The organism is Paenibacillus sp. VCA1, assembly GCF_031583795.1.
GTDB lineage: Bacteria > Bacillota > Bacilli > Paenibacillales > Paenibacillaceae > Paenibacillus_AQ > Paenibacillus_AQ albilobatus.
In genome coordinates this window covers 320,894-342,882 of sequence record NZ_JAVLSX010000005.1, presented here as the reverse complement: position 1 = coordinate 342,882, position 21,989 = coordinate 320,894, and the positions used below count along the sequence as shown (strand labels likewise).

Below are 21,989 nucleotides of genomic sequence, written 5' to 3'. Positions count from 1 at the left end.
AACGAAAAGAACCGCAGCAAATTCAATATTTGCACGGTTCTTCCGCATACCACTATTATACCTCTTTACCAGGTTCGAACACAACTTCCCATCAAGCCGAAAGCCGTTCTATTTGGAAATTAATTTCAGCCACAGTTGGTAAAGCAGCGCTTTGACCGAACGGAGCCGGACCGATTCCCGGTTGCCGCTGAACCGCAGCTCGAACACCTCGGTCTTCCGTCCCCGCTCCGCGAGCCCGACATAAACCAGGCCGGCCGGCTTGCCTTCGGAATCGCCAGGACCGGCGACGCCCGTTACCGAGAGCCCGAAATCGCTGTCCGTAACGGCTCTAACCTGCTCGGCAAGCACCTCCGCCACCTCGGGGCTGACCGCCCCCGGGGCCCCGTCGCCCTCGAGCAGCGAATGGGGCACATGAAGAAGCTTTTCCTTCATTTGGTTGGAATAACATACGATCCCGCCGAGAAACATCGCCGAGCTGCCGGGAATCGCCGTAATGCTCTCCATCAGCAGTCCGCCCGTGCAGCTTTCGGCCGCGCTCAGCGTCAGTCCGCGCTCGGTCATCAGCTCCACGATCGTCTGCTCGATCGGCACGTCCGTGTTGGCATACAAATGCTCCGGAAGACGTTCCCGGATTTTGGCTTCCATCGCCTCCAGCTTCTTCAGCGCCTCCGCCTCGGTGGAGGCTTTCGTCGAGATCCGCACCGAAACCTCGCCTTCCTTGGCATAAGGGGCAATGGTCGGATCGCTTTGAGCCTGGATCAGGTCGAGCAGCTTATCCTCAAGCAGCGATTCGCCTATACCCGCAAACTTCAGCATGGTGGAATAAATCGGCATTTCGTTCGTCAAAGCATGCTGACGGAGCCAAGGTTTCGCCTGATTGTCGAACATCGGCTTCATTTCCTTCGGCGGCCCCGGAAGAACGATATAAAATTTGCCGTTCTGTTCGATGGCGACCCCGACCGCCAACCCCGTTTCATTCGGAAGCGGGGTGCTGCCGTCGATGACCAGCGCTTGGCGGCGGTTGTTTTCCGTCATTTCCCTGCCGCGGCTGGTAAAAAAGCGCTCCACCTGCTCCATCGCCGGCGGATCGATATGCAGCGAACAGCCCAATGCGGCCGCAAGCGCATCTTTGGTAAGGTCATCCTGGGTAGGCCCGATCCCGCCCGTCAGAAGCAATATATCCGCCCGTTCCGCCGCAAGCTCGATCGCATGCCGAAGCCGGCCCATGTTGTCGCCGACAACCGTTTGAAAATAGACGTCGATGCCCATGGACGCAAGCTCACGGGATAAATACTGCGCGTTCGTATTCAAAATTTGTCCAAGCAGCAATTCGGTTCCAACCGCGATAATTTCCGCTTTCATGCTGTCACTCCTCCTAAAACGGCGCTTTTCTTAAGCTCCCGTCCGGTTTAGAACAAGCCGGCGGGATCAGCCCCTTGCGCCCCCAATAAAAATAAACATCCCTATAACATCTTGAAACCGCGACATTCTTTTCAAGGACGGAAAGAAAAAGCAATAGGAATGGACCTATTGCCTGTTTACGCATTGGTTAGCCGAAGCAGATGTTTGTTTTTGATGAAATAATCGATTCCTGAATAAATCGTGATCAATGCAGCCGCCCATGTTGCGATCGTATCGAGCGGAATACCGATCAACTCAAATGGGAAGTTGTTGATGAGCATCAGGATGATGGCAACGATTTGAACAACCGTTTTCGCTTTTCCCCACTTGCTTGCGGCCACGACCGACCCGTCCAAAAGGGCGATCTGGCGCAGTCCCGTCACGGCAAACTCGCGGCTGATAATAACGACGGCGATCCATGAATCGCATTTTCCCATTTCGACGAGGGAGATCAGCACCGCCGCCACCAGAAGTTTATCCGCCAAAGGGTCAAGCAGCTTACCCAGATTTGTAACCATGTTGTTCTTGCGCGCCAAATAACCGTCTATACCGTCTGTGCTGGCTGCCAATACAAAAATCAATGCCGCAATCAGCTGATTCAAAGGCAGCTCGTAAGAATTCCAGACCAAGGGTTCCGGATAGAAGCTGAAGTCCACCAAAAGGAAAACCATCATGATCGGAATCAAGCAAATTCTTGCAATGGTAATACGGTTGGGCAAATTCAATGTGCACCCTCCCCGGATCAAGCAAACTTGAAGTTAAAAATTTAAATGATCGGTACCCGTCGGCCGGAAATACCTATGTAAAAACATCCACATTCACTTCTCCACAAGTATAATATAACGTTTTATTCCCTGTCAAAAACCATCAGAACGCGGTTTCTGGGGGCCGACTCCCCGGAACTTGCCTGCTTTGCGGGTTACTTGAGGTTCGTGAACTGCAGATCGAGCGGAAGGTCGGCCTTGCGCAAAAGCTGCATGACGGCCTGCAGGTCATCCTTGCTTTTGCCGGTTACGCGGATTTGGTCGCCCTGGATTTGGCTTTTAACCTTCAGCTTGGAATCGCGGATGAGCACGTTGATTTTTTTGGCGTTTTCCTGGTCGATTCCCTGCTTCAAGCCGATACGCTGGCGCACGGTTCCCATCGAAGCCGGCTCAATTTTTCCGTAATCGACGTTTTTCAGGGAAAGCCCCCGCTTGATCATTTTAGACTGCAAAATGTCGATGACCGACTTCAGCTTGTATTCATCGTCCGAAACGATGATCAGCGCGTCTTTTTCCAGTTTCAGGCTGCTTTTGCTGCCCTTAAAGTCAAAGCGGGTTTCGATTTCCCGTTCCGCTTGGTTGATGGCGTTGTTCATTTCCTGCATGTCCAGCTTGGAAACGATATCGAATGAATTTTCAGAAGCCATTGCCACACGTCCTTTCATAAAACTTCATGACATATTATATGAAAATGTTGCGTACAAGTCTAATTTATTTATTGAAATATTGCCTCGCGGCGTCTAACCCCGCGCCAACAAACGCCAAAGAGACATTCCTAAGGGGAATATCCCCCGAATGGAATGTCTCTTTTAAGCTTGGCTTGACTTTTTTAGCGACGGTCCGGGACCGGTTGTCTGAACATGTTAAGAATCCCAAGCACGATCCACGCGAGCCCGAAGCCTAATATGCCGTACCCCCAAGCATTGGGTGTCAAGTAGTACCCCAGGAGGCTGACAATAACGCCGATGCCGGTTACGATCCAGCTGATTGCCATCATCCATACACCTCGCTTCACTGTGAGAGATAAGAACCGGATGGAAAATTTGAGTCTAGTCCTATTCTCCCCCTGCAAGCGCGCGATTATTCGTTCATAAAGCCCACCGATCAATCGTTGCCGGTCGTGGAATTAGAATCGCTGCCGTCCGTCGAATTGCCGTCTCCGGCATTGCTGTTGGAAGACTGGTCGCCGTTCGCGTTCAAACTGCCGGCATCTACCAGGTTCAGCAATATGCGGGATACCGATTTGCCATCGGTGACCGTCTGGCCGCCCACCGTGATCGTCGTTGCCGGCGAGTAACCGGATTTGATGTACAAGCCTGCGGAATCCAGGGTAAACGTTTTGGTATCGCCGCTTTGGGTTTTGCCGAAAGCCAGCTTCTCGCCATGGATATTTTGGCCTTTGTAAACCTCCAGCCAGCTTTCCCCCGTCGCTTTGATTTCAACGGTCACCGGCGTTCCTGCAGGAGCGGCGACTTTGAAAATGGTGTCCTTGCCTTTTTTCCGGTCTTTTTGTACGGTAACCGACGACTGATCTCCCGAAGGCGTGGTTGTCCCGTTATCCGTAGCGGCATTGCCGTTATCGGTTGTCGTGTTGCCATTATCGGTCGTCGTGTTTGTAGCGTTATCCGGTGGCGTTGCGGTTTGGTTGCCGCCTGCCGTTCCTCCGCCATTGTCGGTTTGCCCCTGCGCCGTGTTGTCCTTGTTGTCGGCTGCTTTGCCTTGGTCGGCCGGAGGCGTCGTCGTCGTATTGGCTTCGTTTTGCGAAGGATCCTGCTGATTTTGGGTTACCTTCGACGGGTCGACGCTGTTGGACTTCGGATGCGACACGCTGCTGGCATACCACCAAATCACGACGATGATCAGAATCGGGAAAATCCACATCAGTGTCGTGGAAAGCCATTTGACGTTGCGCTCCGAAGAACGGGTGCTGCTTCGTTTCTGAATGACCGGCTCCATAACCGGTTCGGGATCGGCCGGTGCCTCCTGCTTATGTCCTTCAAGCAGAAGATCCGGGTCGAGGCCCACCGTTTCAGCATATGTTTTAATGAAAGCCCTCACGTAAAAGCTCCCGGGCAATACCTTATAATCCCCTGCTTCGATGGCTTCCAGATATCTTTTTCTAATTTTCGTCATTTCCTGCACGTCGTCCAGACTCATGCCTTTCTGCAGTCTGGCCTCTCTCAATTGCTGTCCCAGTTCGGACATGCCATCACCTCCTCATCCATAATTATGTTTATATGTCGTCATTATAGGAACTGGTAAAAGTATCATATATGATTTCTTCGTTCGGATTGTTGCGCAGTTCGACGATGATGTCGAAATCGTCGTACGTATATTCGGATTCCTGGACAAATACGTCCGGATGCTCGATCACTTTGGTGCTCGGCATCCGCATAATGTTTTGCAGCAGATTGTAGTGGCGCTCGTTCGAACGGATCGTGCTGACGATGCCGTCGATGATAAACACGTTGGCCGGATTCATCTCGTCTTCGGAAAGCTGGCTTCTGACCGTCTGGCGAAGGAGCGTGGAAGACACGAAGGTCCAGCGTTTCATGGCGCATACGCTTCCCGCGATGATCGATTCGGTTTTGCCTACCCGCGGCATCCCGCGAAGCCCGATAACTTGGTTGCCGCTTCTTTTAAATAATTCACCCAAAAAATCGACGAGTAATCCGAGCTCGTCCCGGGTAAACCGGAACGTTTTCCGGTCGTCCGAGTCCCGGTCGATGTACCGTCCGTGCCGAACGGCCAAAATATCCACGAGTTTCGGTTCGCGCAGGGCGCAAACCGTAATATTGTCCACTTTTTTCAGCATCGCGCCCATTAGGCGGATCTTTTCGTCATCGTCGGTTTCAAGCAGCATGCCGCGCGTTTTGCCTTCCACCCCGTTGATCGTTAATATGTTAACCTCCAGCATGCCCAGCAGGGACGCGATATCCCCGAGCAGGCCCGGACGGTTTTTATGTATACGATACTCCATATACCACTGTTTCGGTTGTTTCGTTTGATTTGCTTCCACCATGACACCCCATCTGAGCTTTTCCCGCACATTTCGACAAATTCAGCCCAAGGCTGTTCGGAAGAAACTCCATAGAAACGCCGTAATGTCGGGTCACGTTAATGATATATAAAATGCTAGTGAAAAACAAGTTCAATACTGTAACCATTAGAGAAAAGCCCCCTGACGGGGGCTTTTCTCTAATGGTATGGAATCGGATAAGCGATGGTTTGTCGTGAAGCGCCCCAAACAAATCAAATGTTTTTCTTCGCCAGTTTAACCATTAAGCGCGCGATCGTGCGGCGCTCCTCTTTGTTGCCGACTTCCCATAACTCTTTCAAAGCGCGGTTCGAGGAGTTTTGGGGATCGACCTTCGCATCCAGGAAATCGCCGATTTCATACGCGAGATTGGCGATCGTTTCTTCGCTCATTCCCATCTTTTCGGCTTGGACGACGCGCTCTCCCAGAAATTTTTTCCAGGTATCAAAATTTTTGATTACGGTCATTGATAAGTCCTCCCTTGGCTGTAGCGCATGAGATTTAAAATCAACAATTGTAATATAACCTCAACAACGCTCGCCTATGCAGACAGACAGTCGCATGACCGTTAGCAGCTTCAGGTAATCCAGCCTCCGTTGGGACTGATCACCTGGCCGTTGATATAGCCGGATTCCGGCAGCGCCAGAAAATAGACCAGCGAAGAAATCTCGTCCGGGGTAGCCAGCCTGCCCGCCGGAATTTCATCCTCCAGCATCCGTTTTTCCTCCGCATCCAAATGCCCGAGCATCTCCGTATCCACCGCGCCCGGAGCGACGGCATTGACCGTTACTCCCGACGGCGCAAGCTCTTTCGCAAGCGCTTTGGTAAAAGCGTTGATGCCCCCTTTGGTCGTGGAATACAGCACTTCGCAGGAGGCGCCGGACATTCCCCACACCGAAGACATGTTGATGATGCGGCCGTATCGCTGCGTGACCATATGCGGCATAAAAGCCTGCGTGCACAAAAACAATCCTTTCAAGTTGACGGACATGACCTCGTCCCACTGATCTTCCGTCACGTCCGCCAGCATGCCGTAATGCGAAATGCCGGCGTTGTTAATTAAAATGTCCGGCATCAGCCCATGGCTTTCAAGCTTATCCTTCATGCGGGAAATCTGCTGCTTATCCCTCAGATCCGCGGAAACCGTCAATACCTTGGCCCCGTGCTGCATGCAGCGGCGGGCCACGTCGTTGGCCGCTTCGTGTGAAACGCCGTAATGGATGACGACGTTCATCCCGACCTGCGCGAAACGTTCAGCAATGGCAGCGCCTATCCCTCTGCTGGCCCCCGTCACGAGCACGGTGGTATCGCCGATCGCTTTCGCCAGGTTCTCCTCTCCCGTAAACGCCATTATGGATTCACCACGATCGATACCGCCATCTGATTCCAATCCACATGTTCCTTCAGGCGGTCGTTGACTTCCTGCAGCGTAATGGATTCATATACCTGAACGACGGAGAAGAAATCGCTGCCGCGGAACTGGTAACGGGTAAATTCGTGGGCGATATTTTCCGGTGAATTGAGCATGCGGAGGTACCCGCCGATTTTCTTTTTGCGCGCCCGCTCGAAATCGGATTCTTTGAAGCCGTTTTTCAAAACGCGGTCGACTTCCTCGCGGACTCTTGCAAGCAATTTGTCCGGATCCGGCGTGTCGCCGCCGATTGCCGAAAAGGCATACTGCGGCGAACTGCTGTATTCATGGGAAAAGCTGTCCGAAATAAGCTCTTCGTCATACAGCTTCTGATAAAGCTCGGTGCTTGAACCAAACAGCAAATCGAGCATCAGCTTCGTCGTCAAGTCGCGGCGGAGCAATTCGCTGCCGGTATATCCGACTTTCTTTTCCTTAAAGCCGAACAGGCATTTCGGCATCGAAACGGCCAATTTGGCTACGCGGCGTTTCTCGGCCACTTCCACCGTTTCCGGCTCGAATAGGCGTTCGATCGCACCTTGCGGCTTGTAATCTTTCGCCGCCTGGTTGGCGCGGACCAGCTCGAACACTTCCTCCGGATCGACCCCGCCCACTACAAACAGCAGCATGTTGCTCGGATGGTAAAAAGCGTTATAGCACGTATACAGCGTCTCCTTTGTAATCGTGCCGATCGACTCCACCGTGCCGGCGATGTCGATATGGACCGGATGGATTTTGTACATGGCTTCGATGAGGCCGAAGTAGACACGCCAATCGGCATTATCGAGGTACATGTTGATTTCTTGCCCGATGATTCCTTTTTCCTTCTCGACGTTTTGGTCCGTAAAATAAGGATGCTGAACGAAATTGATCAGCGTCTCGAGGTTTTTCTTGATGTTCTCCGTTGCCGAAAACAGGTATACGGTTTGGTCGAAGCTCGTAAACGCGTTGGCGGAGGCTCCGTTCGAAGCGAACGTGGCGAAAATGTCCCCTTCCGGCTCCTCGAACATTTTATGCTCCAGGAAATGGGCGATGCCGTCAGGCACGGAAACCTCTTCCTGCCCTTCGACGCGAAAATGGTTATCGACGGATCCGTATTTGGTCGCGAACGTGGCATATGTCTTTTGGAAGCCCGGCTTAGGCAAAACGTATACATGCAGCCCGTTGTCCATCACTTCCTTGTACAGCGTCTCCTGCAAGTTGTCGAACTGAAGTTTTTCCACCGTTATTCCTCCTTCTGGCCCTTCAGGAAATAGATCGTATCCAGCTCAAAGGTGTCTGCAGCCGCTTTTACGTCCTCGATCCGGATCGCTTCCACCTGCTGCAGCAGTTCGGCGCGCTGCCGGTCTTTGCCGGAAAACTGGCGGTTGAAATCGTAGGCGATCATTTCGAAGGCGGAATCGTCGATTTCCAGCAGAAGATTGCGGATCATCGCCTTGGTTTGGGACATTTCCAAATCGGTGATGTTGCCTGCGCGCATCTCTTCCAGCTGTTTTTTTATGATTTCCAGCGCCTTTTCGTAGTTTTGGATTTCGATGCCGGATTGGATGGTGCCGATTCCTTTATGCCCGTCGTAGCGCGAAGACGCGTAATAGGCGAGGCTCGCTTTTTCACGGACGTTCATAAACAGCTTGGAATGCGGGTATCCGCCCAAAATCCCGTTGTACATAAGCGCAGCGGCATATCGCTCGTCGGCGTATGTAATGGAAGTGCGAAGCCCCATGTTGAGCTTGCCTTGGCTTACGTTCATTTTTTCGACGACCGTGCGGACCTCGTCGGGCTTGCGGATGTCGGATTCATGCCTATAAGCCGCTTCCGCCGCATGATCGCTCAAATCAAAATGTTTGCCGACCAGCTTTTCGACTTCTTCAAGCGACGTGTCTCCTACCACGTACAGATCGAGGCTCGCATGATCCAGCCAATGGCGGTACGCTTCGTAAAGGCTTTGCGGGGTAATGCCCTCCAAATCTTTGCGTTGTCCGAGCGGATGAAGGCGGTACGGCTCGTTTCGGCACATTTCCTCGATGCAACGTTCCGACGCATACCGGATTTTATCGTTGACGATGGCTTCCATTTTTTTGCGGACGTTTTCTTTTTCCGCCTGCACGTAGCTGCTTCGGAAATGCCCCCCCTCCAGCGCGGGTCGCGTCACCACTTCGCCGAGAAAAGCGAAAGACGATTCCAACAGGCTCTCCTTGCTTTTCACAAACGAATCGTTGATCGTGTCCATGCGGAACTGAACGATCTGGTAATTCCCTCTTTTATATACGTCAAAACCGAAACCCGCCCCGTACATCTGCTCGAGCGCTTCGCGAAATTGTCTCGTTTCCGGGTAAGAAGCGGTTCCGCGTCTTAAGACAAACGGAGTCAAGGCCGTACCCGTTACCGTATCCTCCGCAAGCGGGATGCCCGCATAAAGCGATATGGCGAACGTTTTAAAGCGTTTCGATGGCAAAACGTGAATCCGCATTTTTCTTGCGTTTCCATGTTGAAATGCTGTTTTATTCAAGGTCCAAAACTCCTTTAGCCATTGAATTTGTCTGACGTTGCGAAGATGAATATGTTCCATTCTATACCATTCCAAAGTGAAGAAGCAACCGAAGACAAACCCTCCGGTTGCTGTTTTCTGTGGCGGCAGAACGGCCTACATGCAGAAGATATGCTGTCCGATGGTTTTTACCTGCGGACGGGACCAGATCCACTTCGAGGTCGCTGTCTTCGGGTTGAAATAATACAGGCATCCTCCGGTAGGATCCCATCCGTTTAACGCCTGCTGGACGGCTTTGCGCGCCACTTCGTTCGGCGTAAGCCAAATTTGGCCGTCGGCCACCGCCGTGAACGCGCCCGGTTGGAAGATGACGCCATGTACTGTATTCGGGAAGCTTGGGGATTTGACCCGGTTCAAAATGACCGCCGCGACGGCTACTTGTCCTTCGAACGGTTCGCCGCGGGATTCCCCGTACACGGCATTGGCCATAATCTTCAGGTCGTTTTCGGACAAGCCCATCGTGTTGGCGGAAGCGAGAGGTTCGCTTTTGTTGCCGTCGGTGTTGGTGTTGGCCGGTGCCTGCTGGTTGCCCGCAGCCGTTCCGGACGGCTGCCAGTTTTTCGTCGCGTTGTACAGCTTCAGCTTCGTTTTTGCGCCGACCGTGCCGTCGACCTTCATCCCGAATTCGGACTGGAACCATTTGACGGATTTTAACGTCGCCCAGCCGAATTGGCCGTCGATGTTGCCGTTATAGAAACCGAGAAATTTCAAGCGTCCCTGCAGCTCATAGATGTCCTGACCGGAGGAACCGTATTTCAGCACGGTCGTTCCGAACGTCGGAACCGCTTCTTTGGAAACCGGGCTCTGTTGATCGGACGCGGCCCGATCCTGAATCAGGGGCTGCACCCCTGCTATGACCGCCGCTGACAAAAGGACCAGGAGTCCTGACATGATCCACAATTTCTTTTTTCTCATTTGACAGCTCTACCTTTCTCTTGTGAGTTTGACTAGGATGGCTACGGTTATTATGACAAGACCCACCATGAACTATGCACATCGCAAAAGAAAGGTCGAAACCCGGAAAGGAAACATGGAAAAGACATCCGCGCCTAAAAATAACGGCCAGCGGTACAATCGCTTGTACGGCAGGCCGATGTTGGTTTTTTCTTCCGTTTTTTGTATGTTCTTAATGATATAAACCGCTTGTTACGTGACGGGCTCCCCCGGCCGGTTCAACACATTGTCCTCAAGCACCAAAAATTTATCGCCGTATTCGCGGATAATATGCTGCTCTCCCCAGTTGCATAAAGCGTCCAATATCGATTGAAGGCTCCATCCGTATTCCGTCAGCTCATATTCGACTTTCGGCGGAACTTGGTTATAAACGATGCGGTTCACGATCCCGTCTTCCTCCAGCTCCCTGAGCTGCTGCGTCAGCATTTTCTGGGTTATGCCGGGCATCAGCCGGCGCAAATCGCTCGTTCGTTTTTTGCCTTGGGTCAAATGGCACAAAATGACGCATTTCCATTTCCCCCCGATCACTTCAAGCGTTGCTTCAACGGATATATTGTATTTTTTCATGAGGTTTCCCCCTCCATTTCGTCTAAGGAACTTTTTAGTGCCTATAGCACCTTAAAGTACGTACTATTCAAATTGTTTCTTTGGATTCATAATAGCACATACCGGCCGGGATGACTAGAACAGGAGTGAAAAGAATGCCTCAAGATAACAAAAAAAGCAGATTTGCGCTTCTGGCTTTAGCCATCAGCGCATTTGCCATCGGAACGACCGAATTTATCAGCGTTGGCTTGCTGCCCCTGATTGCGGAGGATCTGCATATTTCGCTTACGCTGGCTGGTTTGACCGTAACTTTGTATGCCCTCGGAGTCACCTTCGGCGCGCCGGTGCTGACTTCGATGACGATAAAGATGTCGCGTAAAAAGCTTCTGATAGGAATCATGCTCGTGTTTATCGCGGGCAACAGCACGGCCGCATTGGCAAACGGAATCGTCATGCTGCTGGTGGGACGGATCATCTCCGCGCTTGCCCATGGCGTGTTCATGTCCATCGGTACGACGATCGCCGCCGACATCGTTCCGGAAAATCGCCGCGCCAGCGCGATTGCCATCCTTTTTTCGGGCTTGACCATCGCCACCGTCACCGGCGTGCCGATCGGAACGTTTCTCGGACAGCAGCTGGGATGGCGGGCCGCGTTCATCTCCATCGCCGCAGTCGGCTTGGTCGCTTTGTTCGCTAACCTTGCGCTGGTCCCTTCCCATCTTCGTAAGGGCGCCAAAACGCCGGTTCGCGAGCAGCTTAAGCTTTTTGCCAACGGAAGATTGCTGCTTGCTTTTCTGATTACGGCCCTGGGATACGGGGGGACTTTTGCGGTCTTCACTTATTTATCCCCATTGCTTCACCAAATAACAGGGTTCGCCGAATCCACGACGGCGCTTATTCTGCTTCTATACGGGATCGCCATCGCCATCGGCAACATGATCGGCGGCAAAGCGGCCAACCGCAAGCCGTTATCGGCGCTGCTCGTCATGTTTATCCTGCAGGCGGCGGTTCTGCTGCTGCTTACGTTTACGGCGCCGTTCAAAATCGCGGCTTTGATCACCGTCTTCCTGATGGGTTTGCTTGCATTCATGAACGTACCCGGCTTGCAGTCGTATGTTTTGACGCTTGCCGAACGGTATGTGCCGAAAGCGGTGGATGTCGCCTCGGCGATCAACATCGCCGCGTTTAACGCCGGAATCGCCCTTGGCGCTTATTTGGGCGGACGGGTGACGGATTCGCTCGGTCTTGTTCATACGGGGTGGGTCGGTGCCGTGATGGTTGCGGCTGCCGTTATTCTTACCGGATGGAGTTATATTTTGCAAAGAAAAGAAACAAACGTTTCAACACAAAATAGAGAAGGATTAACTCGAGGAGGAACACATGATGAAATTGCATCTGCAAAGCACAACAAAGCTTGCTAACGGAGTAGAAATGCCTTGGTTCGGACTGGGCGTATTCAAGGTAGAGGAAGGCGAGGATCTTTCCGCGGCTATAAAAGCTGCCATCAAGCACGGATACCGCAGCATCGATACGGCGGCGATTTATGGAAACGAAAGCGGCGTGGGTCAAGCCATCCACGAAGCGCTGGAAGAAAACGGCCTTGCCAGAGAAGAACTGTTCGTAACCTCCAAGGTATGGAACGAGGACCAAGGATACGAGGAAACGTTGGCAGCCTTTGACACAAGCTTGTCCAAACTCGGTCTGGACGTACTTGACCTGTATCTTATTCACTGGCCGGTTGCAGGCAAATATAAAGACACGTGGAGAGCCCTGGAAAAGCTGTATAAGGACGGGCGCGTACGGGCGATCGGCGTCAGCAACTTCCATGTTCACCACTTGCAGGATATGCTGGCAACGGCTGAAATCAAGCCGATGGTAGATCAGGTGGAGTTCCACCCCTACCTTGCCCAAAACGATCTTCTTGCTTTTACGAAAGAGCATGGCATTCAGCTTGAAGCCTGGTCCCCATTAATGCAGGGCGAGCTGTTGAATCAGCCGGTGCTTCAGGAAATCGCCGCGAACCACGGCAAATCGGTGGCCCAAGTGATTTTGAGATGGGACCTTCAAAAGGGAGTCGTCACCATTCCAAAATCGATCAAGGAGCATCGCATCATCGAAAACGCGTCGATTTTCGACTTCGAGCTTTCACGCGAGGATATGGAGCGCATCGATGCGCTGAACCAAGACCGCCGCGTCGGTCCGGATCCCGACAACTTCGATTTCTAAACGGAGCGGCGAGAGAGTAAATAGGTAAACAATTTTCAAAAAGCAAAAAACGTGCAGCACGGTTTGGCAAACCGCGGCTGCACGTTTTTTTGTTATACGGGTCGTTCCTTACCGTTTGATTATGAGCTGATCCGGTTCTGCTGCTGATACTGTTCAAGGGATACCAGAACCTCGCGGGGTTTGCTTCCTTCATAAGGACCGATGATGCCCCGGGCTTCCATCGAGTCGATCAATCGCGCCGCGCGCGTATAACCGACCCTCATTCTCCGCTGCAGCAGCGATACGGATGCCTGCTTGGCTTCAAGCACGATTTGAACCGCTTGATCGTACAGTTCATCCAGTTCTTCATCGCCTTCCGGCTGCGTTTCATCCACTTCGGGAACGATCGACTCGTCATATTGGGCTTCGCCCTGTTCACGCACGTAATTGACGATCGTTTCCACTTCCTGGTCGGTCATAAATGCGCCCTGAACGCGAATCGGCTTCGAAGAGCCCATCGGCATAAAGAGCATGTCGCCGCGTCCAAGCAGCTTTTCCGCCCCGGCCATGTCCAGAATCGTCCTCGAATCCACCTGGGACGATACGCCGAAGGCGATCCGTGAAGGAATATTGGCCTTGATAACCCCCGTAATGACGTCCACCGAAGGACGCTGGGTCGCGATGATCAGATGGATGCCGGCGGCACGCGCCATTTGCGCCAGCCTTGTGATGGCTTCCTCGACGTCATGCGCCGCTACCATCATCAGGTCGGCAAGCTCGTCGACGATGACGACGATGTAAGGCAGCACGGCCGGCAAATTGTCCTTCATCAGGTTGTTGTAGCCCTCGATGTTCCGGGTGCCCGACTTGGAAAACAGCTCGTACCTCTTTTCCATCTCGACGACGATTTTCTTCAAGGCAAGCGACGCCCGTTTCGGGTCCGTTACCACCGGAGCCATCAAATGCGGAATGCCGTTGTATACGTTCAGCTCGACCATCTTCGGATCGACCATCAAAAATTTGACTTCGTCCGGTTTCGCTTTATACAAAATGCTCGTAATGATGCCGTTGATGCAGACGGATTTCCCCGAACCGGTTGCCCCGGCGACCAGCAAGTGAGGCATTTTTGCCAGGTTGCCGACGATCGTTTGGCCCGAAATGTCCCTGCCGAACGCAATGGACAATTTCGACTGGGCGTCCTGGAACACCGGCGTTTCCATGACCTCGCGCATCGTAACCAACGACACCTCGTTGTTCGGAACTTCGATGCCGATCGCCGATTTGCCCGGAATCGGCGCTTCCATCCGGATGTCTTTTGCAGCCAAGGCCAGCGCGATGTCGTCGGTGAGGCTAACGATCCGGCTGACCTTCACCCCGATATCCGGCTGGATTTCATAACGCGTAACCGCCGGGCCGCGCACGACCTCCAGCACCTTGGCCCGCACGCCGAAGCTCTCGAGCGTGGCCTCCAGCTTGCGCGCCGTTTGCATGTAGTCGTTCTGATCCCCGGCTTTGCCGCCGTTTTGCGGTTTGGCCAGCAGGCGGAACGGAGGCAGCTTGTACGGTTTGGGAGGCGGAGCGGGAGGTTTCGTTTCGGGCGCACCGGCAGCTTCTTCCCCGGCTTCTGCCGTTCCCTCCGCGGATAAGCCGTTTGCCGTCTGTTCCTGCTCGATAGGAAGCGGGTCGTGCCCTTCTTGTCCGGTTTCACGCAAAGCCGAAGAAGACGCTGCCGCGACGGGTTCTTGATCGTCCCACTCCTCTTCCTCCAAGCCGTTTTCGGATTTCACCTGCTCGAAGAAATCGCGAATGATCGGCGACGAAGGTTCCGGCTCCACGCGATCCCATGGGCTTTCATGATCCGCCGTTTCTACCGGCTGCGGTTCGTAGCTGTAAACCTGCTTCGACCCGGTATCCGCATGCTTGCCGACAGGCTCCAAAATGTCGCTTCCGTCCAGATCGTCATCGGCATCCGCGGCCGGATCCGGTGCCGGCTTGGCGATCTTGTTGCCAAACAGCTGAAAAAACACCGGCGCGGCGCGTTTATCCTTCGGCGGCACAAAGTCGTCGAGCTCGTCCTCCTCATCCTCATCCGGCAGCAGCGCATGCCCCCGCTTGCGCGGCGTTTTTGCGGAGGAAGCGACGGTTTGCGGTTTTTGGGCCGCGATCCGTTTTTGCATATTGGTTCCGGCCTGAACCATCCGTTTGCGCACAATCCGCATCAAATCGACGTAAGAAAGGTTCGTAATCAGCATAAAGCTGATAATAAACATGACGATGAGCATCAGCTTCGTTCCCGTGTTGCCGAACAGCCAAAACAAAACGGCGTATTGCAGCGCTCCGGCATATCCGCCGCTAATGTCCTTGTTCATCATGGAATGGTCTTTGGCGGCCGCGGAAGACAGCAGCGAACCTTCCAAATCGTTATGTATTTGGGTGATGATATGCCCGGCGCTCACGCCGGGAACGTGGGACAGCTTCCTTTCCAGCGATGCGACGCTGCTCATGAGCGTAAGCGCCAGCACGAGCAAAACGATCCCGCTTTTGCGGGTGCTCCACCGGTTGGGCCACTTGCGCTGAATCATGACGCTTAATCCCAAATAAATGCCGATTAACGGAATGACAAAATAAAACCGTCCAAGCACAAGCCCAAACATTTTAGATAACGACCACCCCACCGCCGCTTCGCCGGATAGGGCGATGACGGACAGGGTGATCAGGATGATCCCGTATATTTCGTATTTCAGAACATTGGTCAGCAAAGCCTTTTTCCTTTTTTTCCGTTTAGCCAAGAAATGTCACCCCCGGAACCTCATTATACCATATAATACCGTGGGCACCTATGTTCTGTTTTTCGAAATCGCTTTACGTTACAGGAGCATATTGAATGATGCTGCCGGGAGCATACGACGGGTCCAGGTAGGAGTCAAGAGGACCGTCCAGCAAACGGACAACTTGTACACGGTTATAATCCATCGGCTTCACTTCCATCAATATGCCCCGAATCCGCACCTCCGTCGTCGGCGCATCCTCGCCTTGTTTTTCCCAAACCGCCTCCAGAGGCATGACCGTATGCAGCGTCATTGCTTGATTCCCTCCGTTTCCCCGGTTCGTTTGCGTTCGTCGATGAGTTGATTGAGCTTGGTGATGGCCTGCCCGATGCCGCCGACTTCATCCATCAAGCCGTATTTCACCGCGTCGATTCCGCCGACCGGCGTTCCGACGTCCCGGTTGAGTTCCCCCGTTCGGAACATCAACTCCTTGAATTGGGATTCCGTGATTCGTGAATGGGACGTAACGAAACGGACGACGCGTTCCTGCATTTTTTCCATGTATTCAAAGGTTTGCGGAACGCCGATGACCAGCCCGTTCAGCCGGATCGGATGAATCGTCATCGTCGCGCTTTCCGCAATGATCGAATACGTGGACGACACGGCGATCGGAACGCCGATGCTGTGTCCCCCGCCGACAACGACCGTCACCGTCGGTTTGGTCAGCGAGGAGATCATTTCGGCGATGGCCAGTCCGGCCTCGACGTCGCCGCCGACGGTGTTCAAAATAATGAGCAGCCCGTCGATATTTTTGTTTTGTTCGGCTGCAACGAGCGTCGGGATGATATGTTCGTATTTCGTCGTTTTATTTTGCGGCGGCAAAACGATATGGCCTTCAATTTGCCCGACGATGGTCAAACAAAAGATGTTGGTCTCGTTTGCGGCCGGAACATTCATTTGACCGAGCTGCTGAATCGCCTCTACCGCGGCCTTCGTTTGATTTTCCGGCTGCTGTTCCGGCGGTGCCGGTTCCTCCATCCGGAAATGCCCTGTTTCATTTGCCATGTTTGTCTTCCCCATCCTTTCAAATCAAAGGTTGTTCATTCTGTTTAGTATGGGGGTCATCGGCGTGGTATTATTCCTTGTCGTACCTTGAAATTGCATGGATGAAAAAAAGCACCCGCTTCGGGTGCTTTTGTAATGAAAACCTAATGGAGCTGCTGTTGTTCGGAAATTTCGCTGAGCGCTTCCCCTGCTTCATTGATATGGATGTTGATCGTCGCAAGGTCGCCGATGGCGCAAATGCCGACGATTTCTCCGTTTTCCACAACCGGAATGCGGCGGATTTGATGGTCGGCCATCAAACGGGCGCATTCATGGGCATCGGTGTCGGGCGAGCAGGTGATAACGTCTTTTGTCATGCAATCATGGCAGTGCACGCTGTCCGGATCCTTGCCGGCGGCCACGCATTTCAGCACGATATCGCGGTCGGTGATCATGCCCATAATTTTTTTGCCTTCGCAAACCGGAAGCGATCCGCAGTTGATGTCGCGCATCATTTTTGCGGCCGACGTTGCCGTGTCGTGCGGTGCGCATACCTGAACGTCTTTTGTCATGCAGTCGCGAACTAAAGTCATGTTTGATTGATCCTCCTCATGGGAAATTCCCCCGTATTGTTCCCCATATGGATTCCCGGTTATTCAGAAGGAGGCAAAAAAGCGCAGCCCCGAAAACAATCGGAATGCTGCGCTCTGTCATTTTTTGATGTTGTTTTCCCATCAGGATGCAGGAAAGCCTCGTCCATAACTTTGACCTGCACGGAAGGGAGGGTAGATGAGTGAATGTGGCCAAATCCGGTCAAGTGACGAACACGGTAAAAGAAAGTGCTGGTATATAAAGCATTTGCCACTTCATGTCAACAACGTTACACTTCCATAATGATCGGTAAAATCATAGGTCTGCGGCGGGTTTGCTCATAGAGGAAACGTCCTAGCGCATCCTTGACTCCCGTTTTGAGGGAAGCCCATTCGTTCACATTCTCGCTCATCAGCTTCTGCAGCGTGCTCGAAACGATGCGGTTCGCTTCGTCAAGCAAACCTTCGGATTCGCGCACATATACGAAACCTCTCGAAATAATGTCCGGACCGGACATAATCGTGCCGTCCTGTTTGCTCAGGGTAACAACGACAACCAAAATGCCGTCCTGGGACAAAAGCTTGCGGTCGCGCAGCACGATATTGCCTACATCGCCCACGCCCAGGCCGTCGATAAGCACGTTCCCGGCCGTAACTTTACCGGCTTTCCGCGCCATTCCGTTCTGGATCTCGACCACTTCGCCGATATCGGTAATAAAAATGTTGTCCGGGTCGACTCCCACCGATTCCGCCAGGAGCGCATGTCTGCGCTGCATTCTGTACTCCCCGTGGATCGGAAGGAAAAATTTCGGTTTCATCAGGTTGAGCATGAGCTTCAGTTCTTCCTGGCTGCCGTGGCCGGAAACGTGAACGCCGGAGTTTGAGCCGCTGTAAATAACTTCGGCACCCAAACGGAACAGCTCGTCGATCGTCCGGCCGACGTATTTCTCGTTACCCGGTACCGGGGTTGCCGCGATGATAACGGTATCACCAGGCAAAATATCGACCTTGCGATGGGTAGAGCGGGCCATGCGGGTCAGCGCCGACATCGGTTCGCCTTGGCTTCCTGTGCACAATACGACGACCCGATCGGCAGCCATCTTGTTCACTTCTTCCGGCTCGATCAGCATGCCGTCCGGCACATGCAGATAGCCGAGCTCGGCGGCGATGGACACGACATTGACCATGCTTCGGCCGATGACCGTAATTTTGCGTCCAGTCGATTCCGCAGCGTTGACGACCTGCTGAATCCGATGAACGTTGGAAGCAAACGTGGCGATTACGACGCGCTGCGACGCTTTCCGGAAAATATCCTCAAGGACGATGCCCACGTTTTTCTCCGATGGGGTGAATCCAGGTTTCTCCGCGTTGGTGCTGTCGGATAACAGCGCTAAAACGCCTTCTTCGCCGATGGCAGCCATCCGCTGCAAGTTCGCGTATTGCCCGTTCACCGGCGTATGATCGAACTTGAAGTCGCCCGTATGAACGACATTGCCTTCCGGCGTCGCGATGCAAATGCCGACCGAATCCGGAATGCTGTGGTTCGTTCTGAAGAACGTCGCCTTGAGCGTCGCGCCCAGTTGAACCACCGAGTCCTCGTGAATCAGGATCCGCTTCGTTTCGCCAAGCAGATTCGCTTCCTTCAGCTTGTTCTCGACGAGGCCCAGCGTCAGCTTCGTTCCGTATACGGGAACGTTCAGATGTTTCAGGACGTAAGGCAATCCGCCGATGTGATCCTCGTGTCCGTGTGTCAGCAAGATGCCTCTCACTTTGTCGCGGTTCTCCGTCAAGTAGCTGATGTCGGGGATGACAATGTCGATGCCCAGCATGTCCTCTTCAGGGAACTTCAAGCCGGCATCCACGACAACGATATCATTCGCGTATTGAATGACATACATGTTTTTTCCGATTTCACCGACGCCGCCCAATGCAAATATCGTCAATTTATCGTTATTATTTTTTTTAGACAAATGAATCTAAACCTCCTATGGTGTTGGACGTCGTACCATTTTATAGTATTTGAATTTCAAAAATATACCGCACCCAGTCACTTGACCCCATTATACATGATCAAAAACGTAAAACACAAGTCACCCTTCACGTAAGTGTTAACGTTCCCCGAAAGCGCAGGCTCTATTTGTACAAAAAACAGCGCCCTGACGGGCGCTGTCATTTTTTTCGGTTACGGTTATCAATAAAACACTATGCTTTCAGGGAAGCGACAAGATCTCGGATAAACGCCGCTTCGGATTCGTTCGGATCGATCAGCGGCAAACGCACGCCGCCTACGAAGCTGCCCCGCAGATTCAGCGCGTATTTCAAAGCAGAAGGATTCGGCAAAGGATGAGGGCATTCGAACAATCCCTTGAATACCGGGAACAGCTTCTGATGCAGCTTCGCCGCTTCGGCAACCTCTCCGTTCAAATACGCTTGAATCATGTCCTTCATTGAAGAACCGATCAAATGGCTGGCCACGCTGACAATACCGTATGCCCCGACGGCAATGGCCGGCAGCGTGACGGAATCGTCCCCTGAATAAACCTTGAAATGTTCGGGTGCTCCGGAAGCGATTAGCGTCACTTGTTCCAAGGACGCGCATTCCTTCGTCGCGACGACGTTCGGAATCCGGGCCAGGCGAAGCGTCGTTTCGGCCGAAAGGCTTGCAGCGGTGCGTCCCGGCACGTTGTAAAGAATGACCGGCAGGCTCGTGCTGCGCGCGATCGCCTCAAAATGGCGGTACATCCCTTCCTGGCTCGGCTTGTTGTAATAAGGCACAACGAGCAAAACGCCATCGACGCCCAGCTTTTCGGCTTCCCGGGTCAGATGGATGGAATGCTCCGTATTGTTGCTGCCGGTACCGGCAATGATTTTGCAGCGGCCTTTCGCATGCTCCACCGCAAACGAAAACAGCTCCAGCTTCTCTTCATCGCTTAACGTCGGAGACTCGCCCGTCGTTCCGCAAACGACAAGAGAATCCGATTTTTGCTCTTCGATCAAATCATCGATCAGATTCGACGTTTCCTGCCAGTTGATTTTTCCCTGTTCGTCGAATGGCGTGACCATGGCCGTTATCAATCTTCCGAAATCCACTTGTATTACCTCCTCAAAACGATGGGACGTGCTCTTGCAAGCAGCGGTTTTTTATATCATTGCCCGGGCATGCCTTCGGCGCCGGAAAAAGCGGAGCCTTTTCCCGCCCGGCTGCTCGGCGTTTTCGTTTTATCTATGAAGTTCGAATTTGGTATGAAGAGCACGCAGAGCCTGCACCATATCTTCTTTTTTCACGAGCACCCAGATCGTCGTGTTCGAATCCGCGGATTGCAAAATTTGTATGTTCTGCTCGCTGAGCGATTCGACGATTTTGGCCATGATTCCCGGCACCCCGTTGATGCCTCCGCCGATCACCGAAACCTTGGCGCAGCCCGACAGGGCCTTGGGCTCAAAGCCGAGTTCCCGCAGGACCGTTAACGCCCGGTCCGAATCGAAGTCAAATACCGTATAGACCGCCCCGGTTGGGGTAACATTAATAAAGTCGACGCTTATGGAATTTTCGGCCATCGCTTTAAATACTTGGAGCTGAAGATTATGGCTTCCATCTTCGCAGTCGACCGTAATTTGCGTAACGTTGCTTACGTAAGCGATACCCGTCACGTAGCGGTCCATGATGCCAAGCTGAACATCCTTAAAGCCTTCCGGCTGAGTCACCAGCGTCCCCTCATCCTCGGAAAACGTTGAACGCACCCGCACGGGGATTTGGGCCTGCATGGCGATTTCGACGGCACGCGGGTGGATCACTTTGGCTCCGTACTGCGCCATGTTGCATATTTCCGCATAACTGACGACAGGCAAAGGTTTGGCGTCCTCGACAATTCTTGGATCGGCGGTCAAAATGCCGTTGACGTCCGTATAGATATCAACCATTTCCGCATGAAGCGCCGCGCCGAGCGCCGTAGCGGAGGTGTCGCTTCCTCCCCTTCCCAGCGTCGTGAAGTCGCCCGATTCCGCCTGGCCTTGAAAGCCCGTTACGATGACGACTTGATGGGTCTCCAGCTCGGTACGCACCCGCTCCGGACGAACATCCTTGATGCGGGCGTTGCCGAAGTGGTCGTCGGTCACGAAACCGGCCTGCGCTCCCGTCAACACGGTTGAACGGATCCCTTCGCGCTCAAGCAGGCTGCACAAGGTGGCTGCGGATATGATTTCACCGCAGCACAGCAATAAATCCCTTTCGCGTGCAGGGAGAGCATCGCCGTTTTGGGCCGCCCAGTCCAAGAGCGTGTCTGTAGCATACGGTTCGCCTTTGCGCCCCATTGCCGACACAACGACGACCAGCTGATATCCGGCGGACAGTTCGCGTTTGATGTGGCCTATAACAAACTCTCTTGCCTCCGGCGTTGACAACGATGTACCACCGAATTTTTGTACTAAAATACTCATTTCCATTCCTCCATACGACTAAGAACGCGCGGAACGTTTGGCTGCAGTTCTCGGCTACCCCGGACAGCATTGAAGCGCCTGCACCCTGCTACGGAAATATCGATAAACATAGGATATTTCGGGCTGGTTGTCGCCGGGATTACGGCGCAATCGCCCTACGTACAACGTCCGGTTTCCTGCGGCATCTGTCGCAAGCGGATAGGTGCGGGAAGCGGGGCAGCCGAGCGGGCAAACTCCGGCGCTTCCTCCAACAATTTCACGTCTTCAAGTTCATAGTCTTTCTCTAG

General features: G+C 53.1%; 21 protein-coding genes. 2 read left to right on the top strand and 19 right to left on the bottom strand.

Annotation, left to right across the window (positions count from 1 at the left end):
- Positions 1-108: 108 nt before the first annotated feature.
- The 12 genes from RJP21_RS13465 to RJP21_RS13410 all read right to left on the bottom strand — a co-directional run bounded on the left by RJP21_RS13465 (position 109) and on the right by RJP21_RS13410 (position 10,679).
- Entirely contained in the window at positions 109-1,362 is a 1,254-nt protein-coding gene (locus tag RJP21_RS13465; protein ID WP_310859702.1) for a competence/damage-inducible protein A, read from the bottom strand.
- 176 nt (positions 1,363-1,538) lie between these two features.
- Positions 1,539-2,126, bottom strand: coding sequence for a CDP-diacylglycerol--glycerol-3-phosphate 3-phosphatidyltransferase (gene pgsA / locus RJP21_RS13460; RefSeq protein WP_160037444.1), 588 nt, complete (start codon positions 2,124-2,126; stop codon positions 1,539-1,541).
- A 194-nt stretch (positions 2,127-2,320) separates the two neighbouring features.
- Entirely contained in the window at positions 2,321-2,812 is a 492-nt protein-coding gene (locus RJP21_RS13455) for a YajQ family cyclic di-GMP-binding protein (RefSeq protein WP_160037443.1), read from the bottom strand.
- A gap of 182 nt (positions 2,813-2,994) precedes the next feature.
- Entirely contained in the window at positions 2,995-3,162 is a 168-nt protein-coding gene (locus RJP21_RS13450) for a hypothetical protein (protein ID WP_160037442.1), read from the bottom strand.
- A 107-nt stretch (positions 3,163-3,269) separates the two neighbouring features.
- Positions 3,270-4,370, bottom strand: a complete 1,101-nt coding sequence (locus tag RJP21_RS13445) for a helix-turn-helix domain-containing protein (RefSeq protein WP_310859701.1) — start codon at positions 4,368-4,370, stop codon at positions 3,270-3,272.
- 28 nt (positions 4,371-4,398) lie between these two features.
- Positions 4,399-5,187: a DUF3388 domain-containing protein gene (locus RJP21_RS13440; protein ID WP_310859700.1), complete on the bottom strand. Its 789-nt coding sequence runs from the start codon at positions 5,185-5,187 to the stop codon at positions 4,399-4,401.
- Positions 5,188-5,417: 230 nt separating this feature from the next.
- Positions 5,418-5,669, bottom strand: a complete 252-nt coding sequence (locus RJP21_RS13435) for a DUF3243 domain-containing protein (RefSeq protein ID WP_310859699.1) — start codon at positions 5,667-5,669, stop codon at positions 5,418-5,420.
- Between the two features lie 110 nt (positions 5,670-5,779).
- Positions 5,780-6,553, bottom strand: coding sequence for an elongation factor P 5-aminopentanone reductase (ymfI, locus tag RJP21_RS13430; protein WP_310859698.1), 774 nt, complete (start codon positions 6,551-6,553; stop codon positions 5,780-5,782).
- A complete protein-coding gene (yfmH, locus tag RJP21_RS13425; RefSeq protein WP_310859697.1) occupies positions 6,553-7,833 on the bottom strand; it encodes an EF-P 5-aminopentanol modification-associated protein YfmH in 1,281 nt (426 codons plus the stop codon). Before yfmH ends, ymfI begins: the two co-directional genes overlap by 1 nt.
- 2 nt (positions 7,834-7,835) lie before the next feature.
- Complete coding sequence (gene yfmF / locus RJP21_RS13420; RefSeq protein WP_160037436.1) at positions 7,836-9,119, bottom strand: EF-P 5-aminopentanol modification-associated protein YfmF; 1,284 nt, start codon at positions 9,117-9,119, stop codon at positions 7,836-7,838.
- A gap of 135 nt (positions 9,120-9,254) precedes the next feature.
- The gene (sleB, locus tag RJP21_RS13415; protein ID WP_310859696.1) at positions 9,255-10,073 is read right to left on the bottom strand and encodes a spore cortex-lytic enzyme; all 819 of its coding nucleotides are present in this window, start codon (positions 10,071-10,073) and stop codon (positions 9,255-9,257) included.
- A gap of 231 nt (positions 10,074-10,304) precedes the next feature.
- A complete protein-coding gene (locus RJP21_RS13410) occupies positions 10,305-10,679 on the bottom strand; it encodes a winged helix-turn-helix transcriptional regulator (RefSeq protein ID WP_310859695.1) in 375 nt (124 codons plus the stop codon).
- A gap of 134 nt (positions 10,680-10,813) precedes the next feature.
- Here RJP21_RS13410 and RJP21_RS13405 point away from each other — a divergent pair, with 134 nt between their 5' ends.
- A complete protein-coding gene (locus RJP21_RS13405) occupies positions 10,814-12,079 on the top strand; it encodes an MFS transporter (RefSeq protein WP_310859694.1) in 1,266 nt (421 codons plus the stop codon).
- Positions 12,042-12,884: an aldo/keto reductase gene (locus tag RJP21_RS13400; protein ID WP_310859891.1), complete on the top strand. Its 843-nt coding sequence runs from the start codon at positions 12,042-12,044 to the stop codon at positions 12,882-12,884. Before RJP21_RS13405 ends, RJP21_RS13400 begins: the two co-directional genes overlap by 38 nt.
- Before the next feature lie 119 nt (positions 12,885-13,003).
- Here the strand turns inward: RJP21_RS13400 and RJP21_RS13395 are convergent, their stop codons facing one another.
- From RJP21_RS13395 to dapG, 7 genes are all read right to left on the bottom strand, one after another.
- On the bottom strand, positions 13,004-15,652 hold the full coding sequence (locus RJP21_RS13395; RefSeq protein ID WP_310859693.1) for an FtsK/SpoIIIE family DNA translocase: 2,649 nt from the start codon (positions 15,650-15,652) through the stop codon (positions 13,004-13,006).
- 73 nt (positions 15,653-15,725) lie between these two features.
- Positions 15,726-15,944, bottom strand: a complete 219-nt coding sequence (locus tag RJP21_RS13390; RefSeq protein WP_310859692.1) for a YlzJ-like family protein — start codon at positions 15,942-15,944, stop codon at positions 15,726-15,728.
- Complete coding sequence (locus RJP21_RS13385) at positions 15,941-16,696, bottom strand: ClpP family protease (protein ID WP_397386212.1); 756 nt, start codon at positions 16,694-16,696, stop codon at positions 15,941-15,943. The genes RJP21_RS13390 and RJP21_RS13385 overlap by 4 nt, the downstream gene beginning before the upstream one ends.
- A 143-nt stretch (positions 16,697-16,839) precedes the next feature.
- Positions 16,840-17,268, bottom strand: a complete 429-nt coding sequence (locus tag RJP21_RS13380; RefSeq protein ID WP_310859691.1) for a CBS domain-containing protein — start codon at positions 17,266-17,268, stop codon at positions 16,840-16,842.
- 287 nt (positions 17,269-17,555) lie between these two features.
- Positions 17,556-19,235, bottom strand: a complete 1,680-nt coding sequence (locus RJP21_RS13375; RefSeq protein WP_310859690.1) for a ribonuclease J — start codon at positions 19,233-19,235, stop codon at positions 17,556-17,558.
- A gap of 232 nt (positions 19,236-19,467) precedes the next feature.
- Positions 19,468-20,355: a 4-hydroxy-tetrahydrodipicolinate synthase gene (gene dapA, locus RJP21_RS13370; protein ID WP_310859689.1), complete on the bottom strand. Its 888-nt coding sequence runs from the start codon at positions 20,353-20,355 to the stop codon at positions 19,468-19,470.
- A gap of 129 nt (positions 20,356-20,484) precedes the next feature.
- Positions 20,485-21,702: an aspartate kinase gene (gene dapG, locus RJP21_RS13365; protein ID WP_160037427.1), complete on the bottom strand. Its 1,218-nt coding sequence runs from the start codon at positions 21,700-21,702 to the stop codon at positions 20,485-20,487.
- Positions 21,703-21,989: the final 287 nt, after the last annotated feature.

What these genes read in the sequence shown, in the direction of transcription:
- RJP21_RS13465 (WP_310859702.1), bottom strand. Translation starts at nt 1,362, where the DNA reads ATGAAAGCGGAAATTATCGCGGTTGGAACCGAATTGCTGCTTGGACAA.
- RJP21_RS13455 (WP_160037443.1), bottom strand. Translation starts at nt 2,812, where the DNA reads ATGGCTTCTGAAAATTCATTCGATATCGTTTCCAAGCTGGACATGCAG.
- RJP21_RS13450 (WP_160037442.1), bottom strand. Translation starts at nt 3,162, where the DNA reads ATGATGGCAATCAGCTGGATCGTAACCGGCATCGGCGTTATTGTCAGC.
- RJP21_RS13445 (WP_310859701.1), bottom strand. Translation starts at nt 4,370, where the DNA reads ATGTCCGAACTGGGACAGCAATTGAGAGAGGCCAGACTGCAGAAAGGC.
- RJP21_RS13440 (WP_310859700.1), bottom strand. Translation starts at nt 5,187, where the DNA reads ATGGTGGAAGCAAATCAAACGAAACAACCGAAACAGTGGTATATGGAG.
- RJP21_RS13435 (WP_310859699.1), bottom strand. Translation starts at nt 5,669, where the DNA reads ATGACCGTAATCAAAAATTTTGATACCTGGAAAAAATTTCTGGGAGAG.
- ymfI (WP_310859698.1), bottom strand. Translation starts at nt 6,553, where the DNA reads ATGGCGTTTACGGGAGAGGAGAACCTGGCGAAAGCGATCGGCGATACC.
- sleB (WP_310859696.1), bottom strand. Translation starts at nt 10,073, where the DNA reads ATGAGAAAAAAGAAATTGTGGATCATGTCAGGACTCCTGGTCCTTTTG.
- RJP21_RS13410 (WP_310859695.1), bottom strand. Translation starts at nt 10,679, where the DNA reads ATGAAAAAATACAATATATCCGTTGAAGCAACGCTTGAAGTGATCGGG.
- RJP21_RS13405 (WP_310859694.1), top strand. Translation starts at nt 10,814, where the DNA reads ATGCCTCAAGATAACAAAAAAAGCAGATTTGCGCTTCTGGCTTTAGCC.
- RJP21_RS13400 (WP_310859891.1), top strand. Translation starts at nt 12,042, where the DNA reads ATGAAATTGCATCTGCAAAGCACAACAAAGCTTGCTAACGGAGTAGAA.
- RJP21_RS13390 (WP_310859692.1), bottom strand. Translation starts at nt 15,944, where the DNA reads ATGACGCTGCATACGGTCATGCCTCTGGAGGCGGTTTGGGAAAAACAA.
- RJP21_RS13385 (WP_397386212.1), bottom strand. Translation starts at nt 16,696, where the DNA reads ATGGCAAATGAAACAGGGCATTTCCGGATGGAGGAACCGGCACCGCCG.
- RJP21_RS13380 (WP_310859691.1), bottom strand. Translation starts at nt 17,268, where the DNA reads ATGACTTTAGTTCGCGACTGCATGACAAAAGACGTTCAGGTATGCGCA.
- dapG (WP_160037427.1), bottom strand. Translation starts at nt 21,702, where the DNA reads ATGAGTATTTTAGTACAAAAATTCGGTGGTACATCGTTGTCAACGCCG.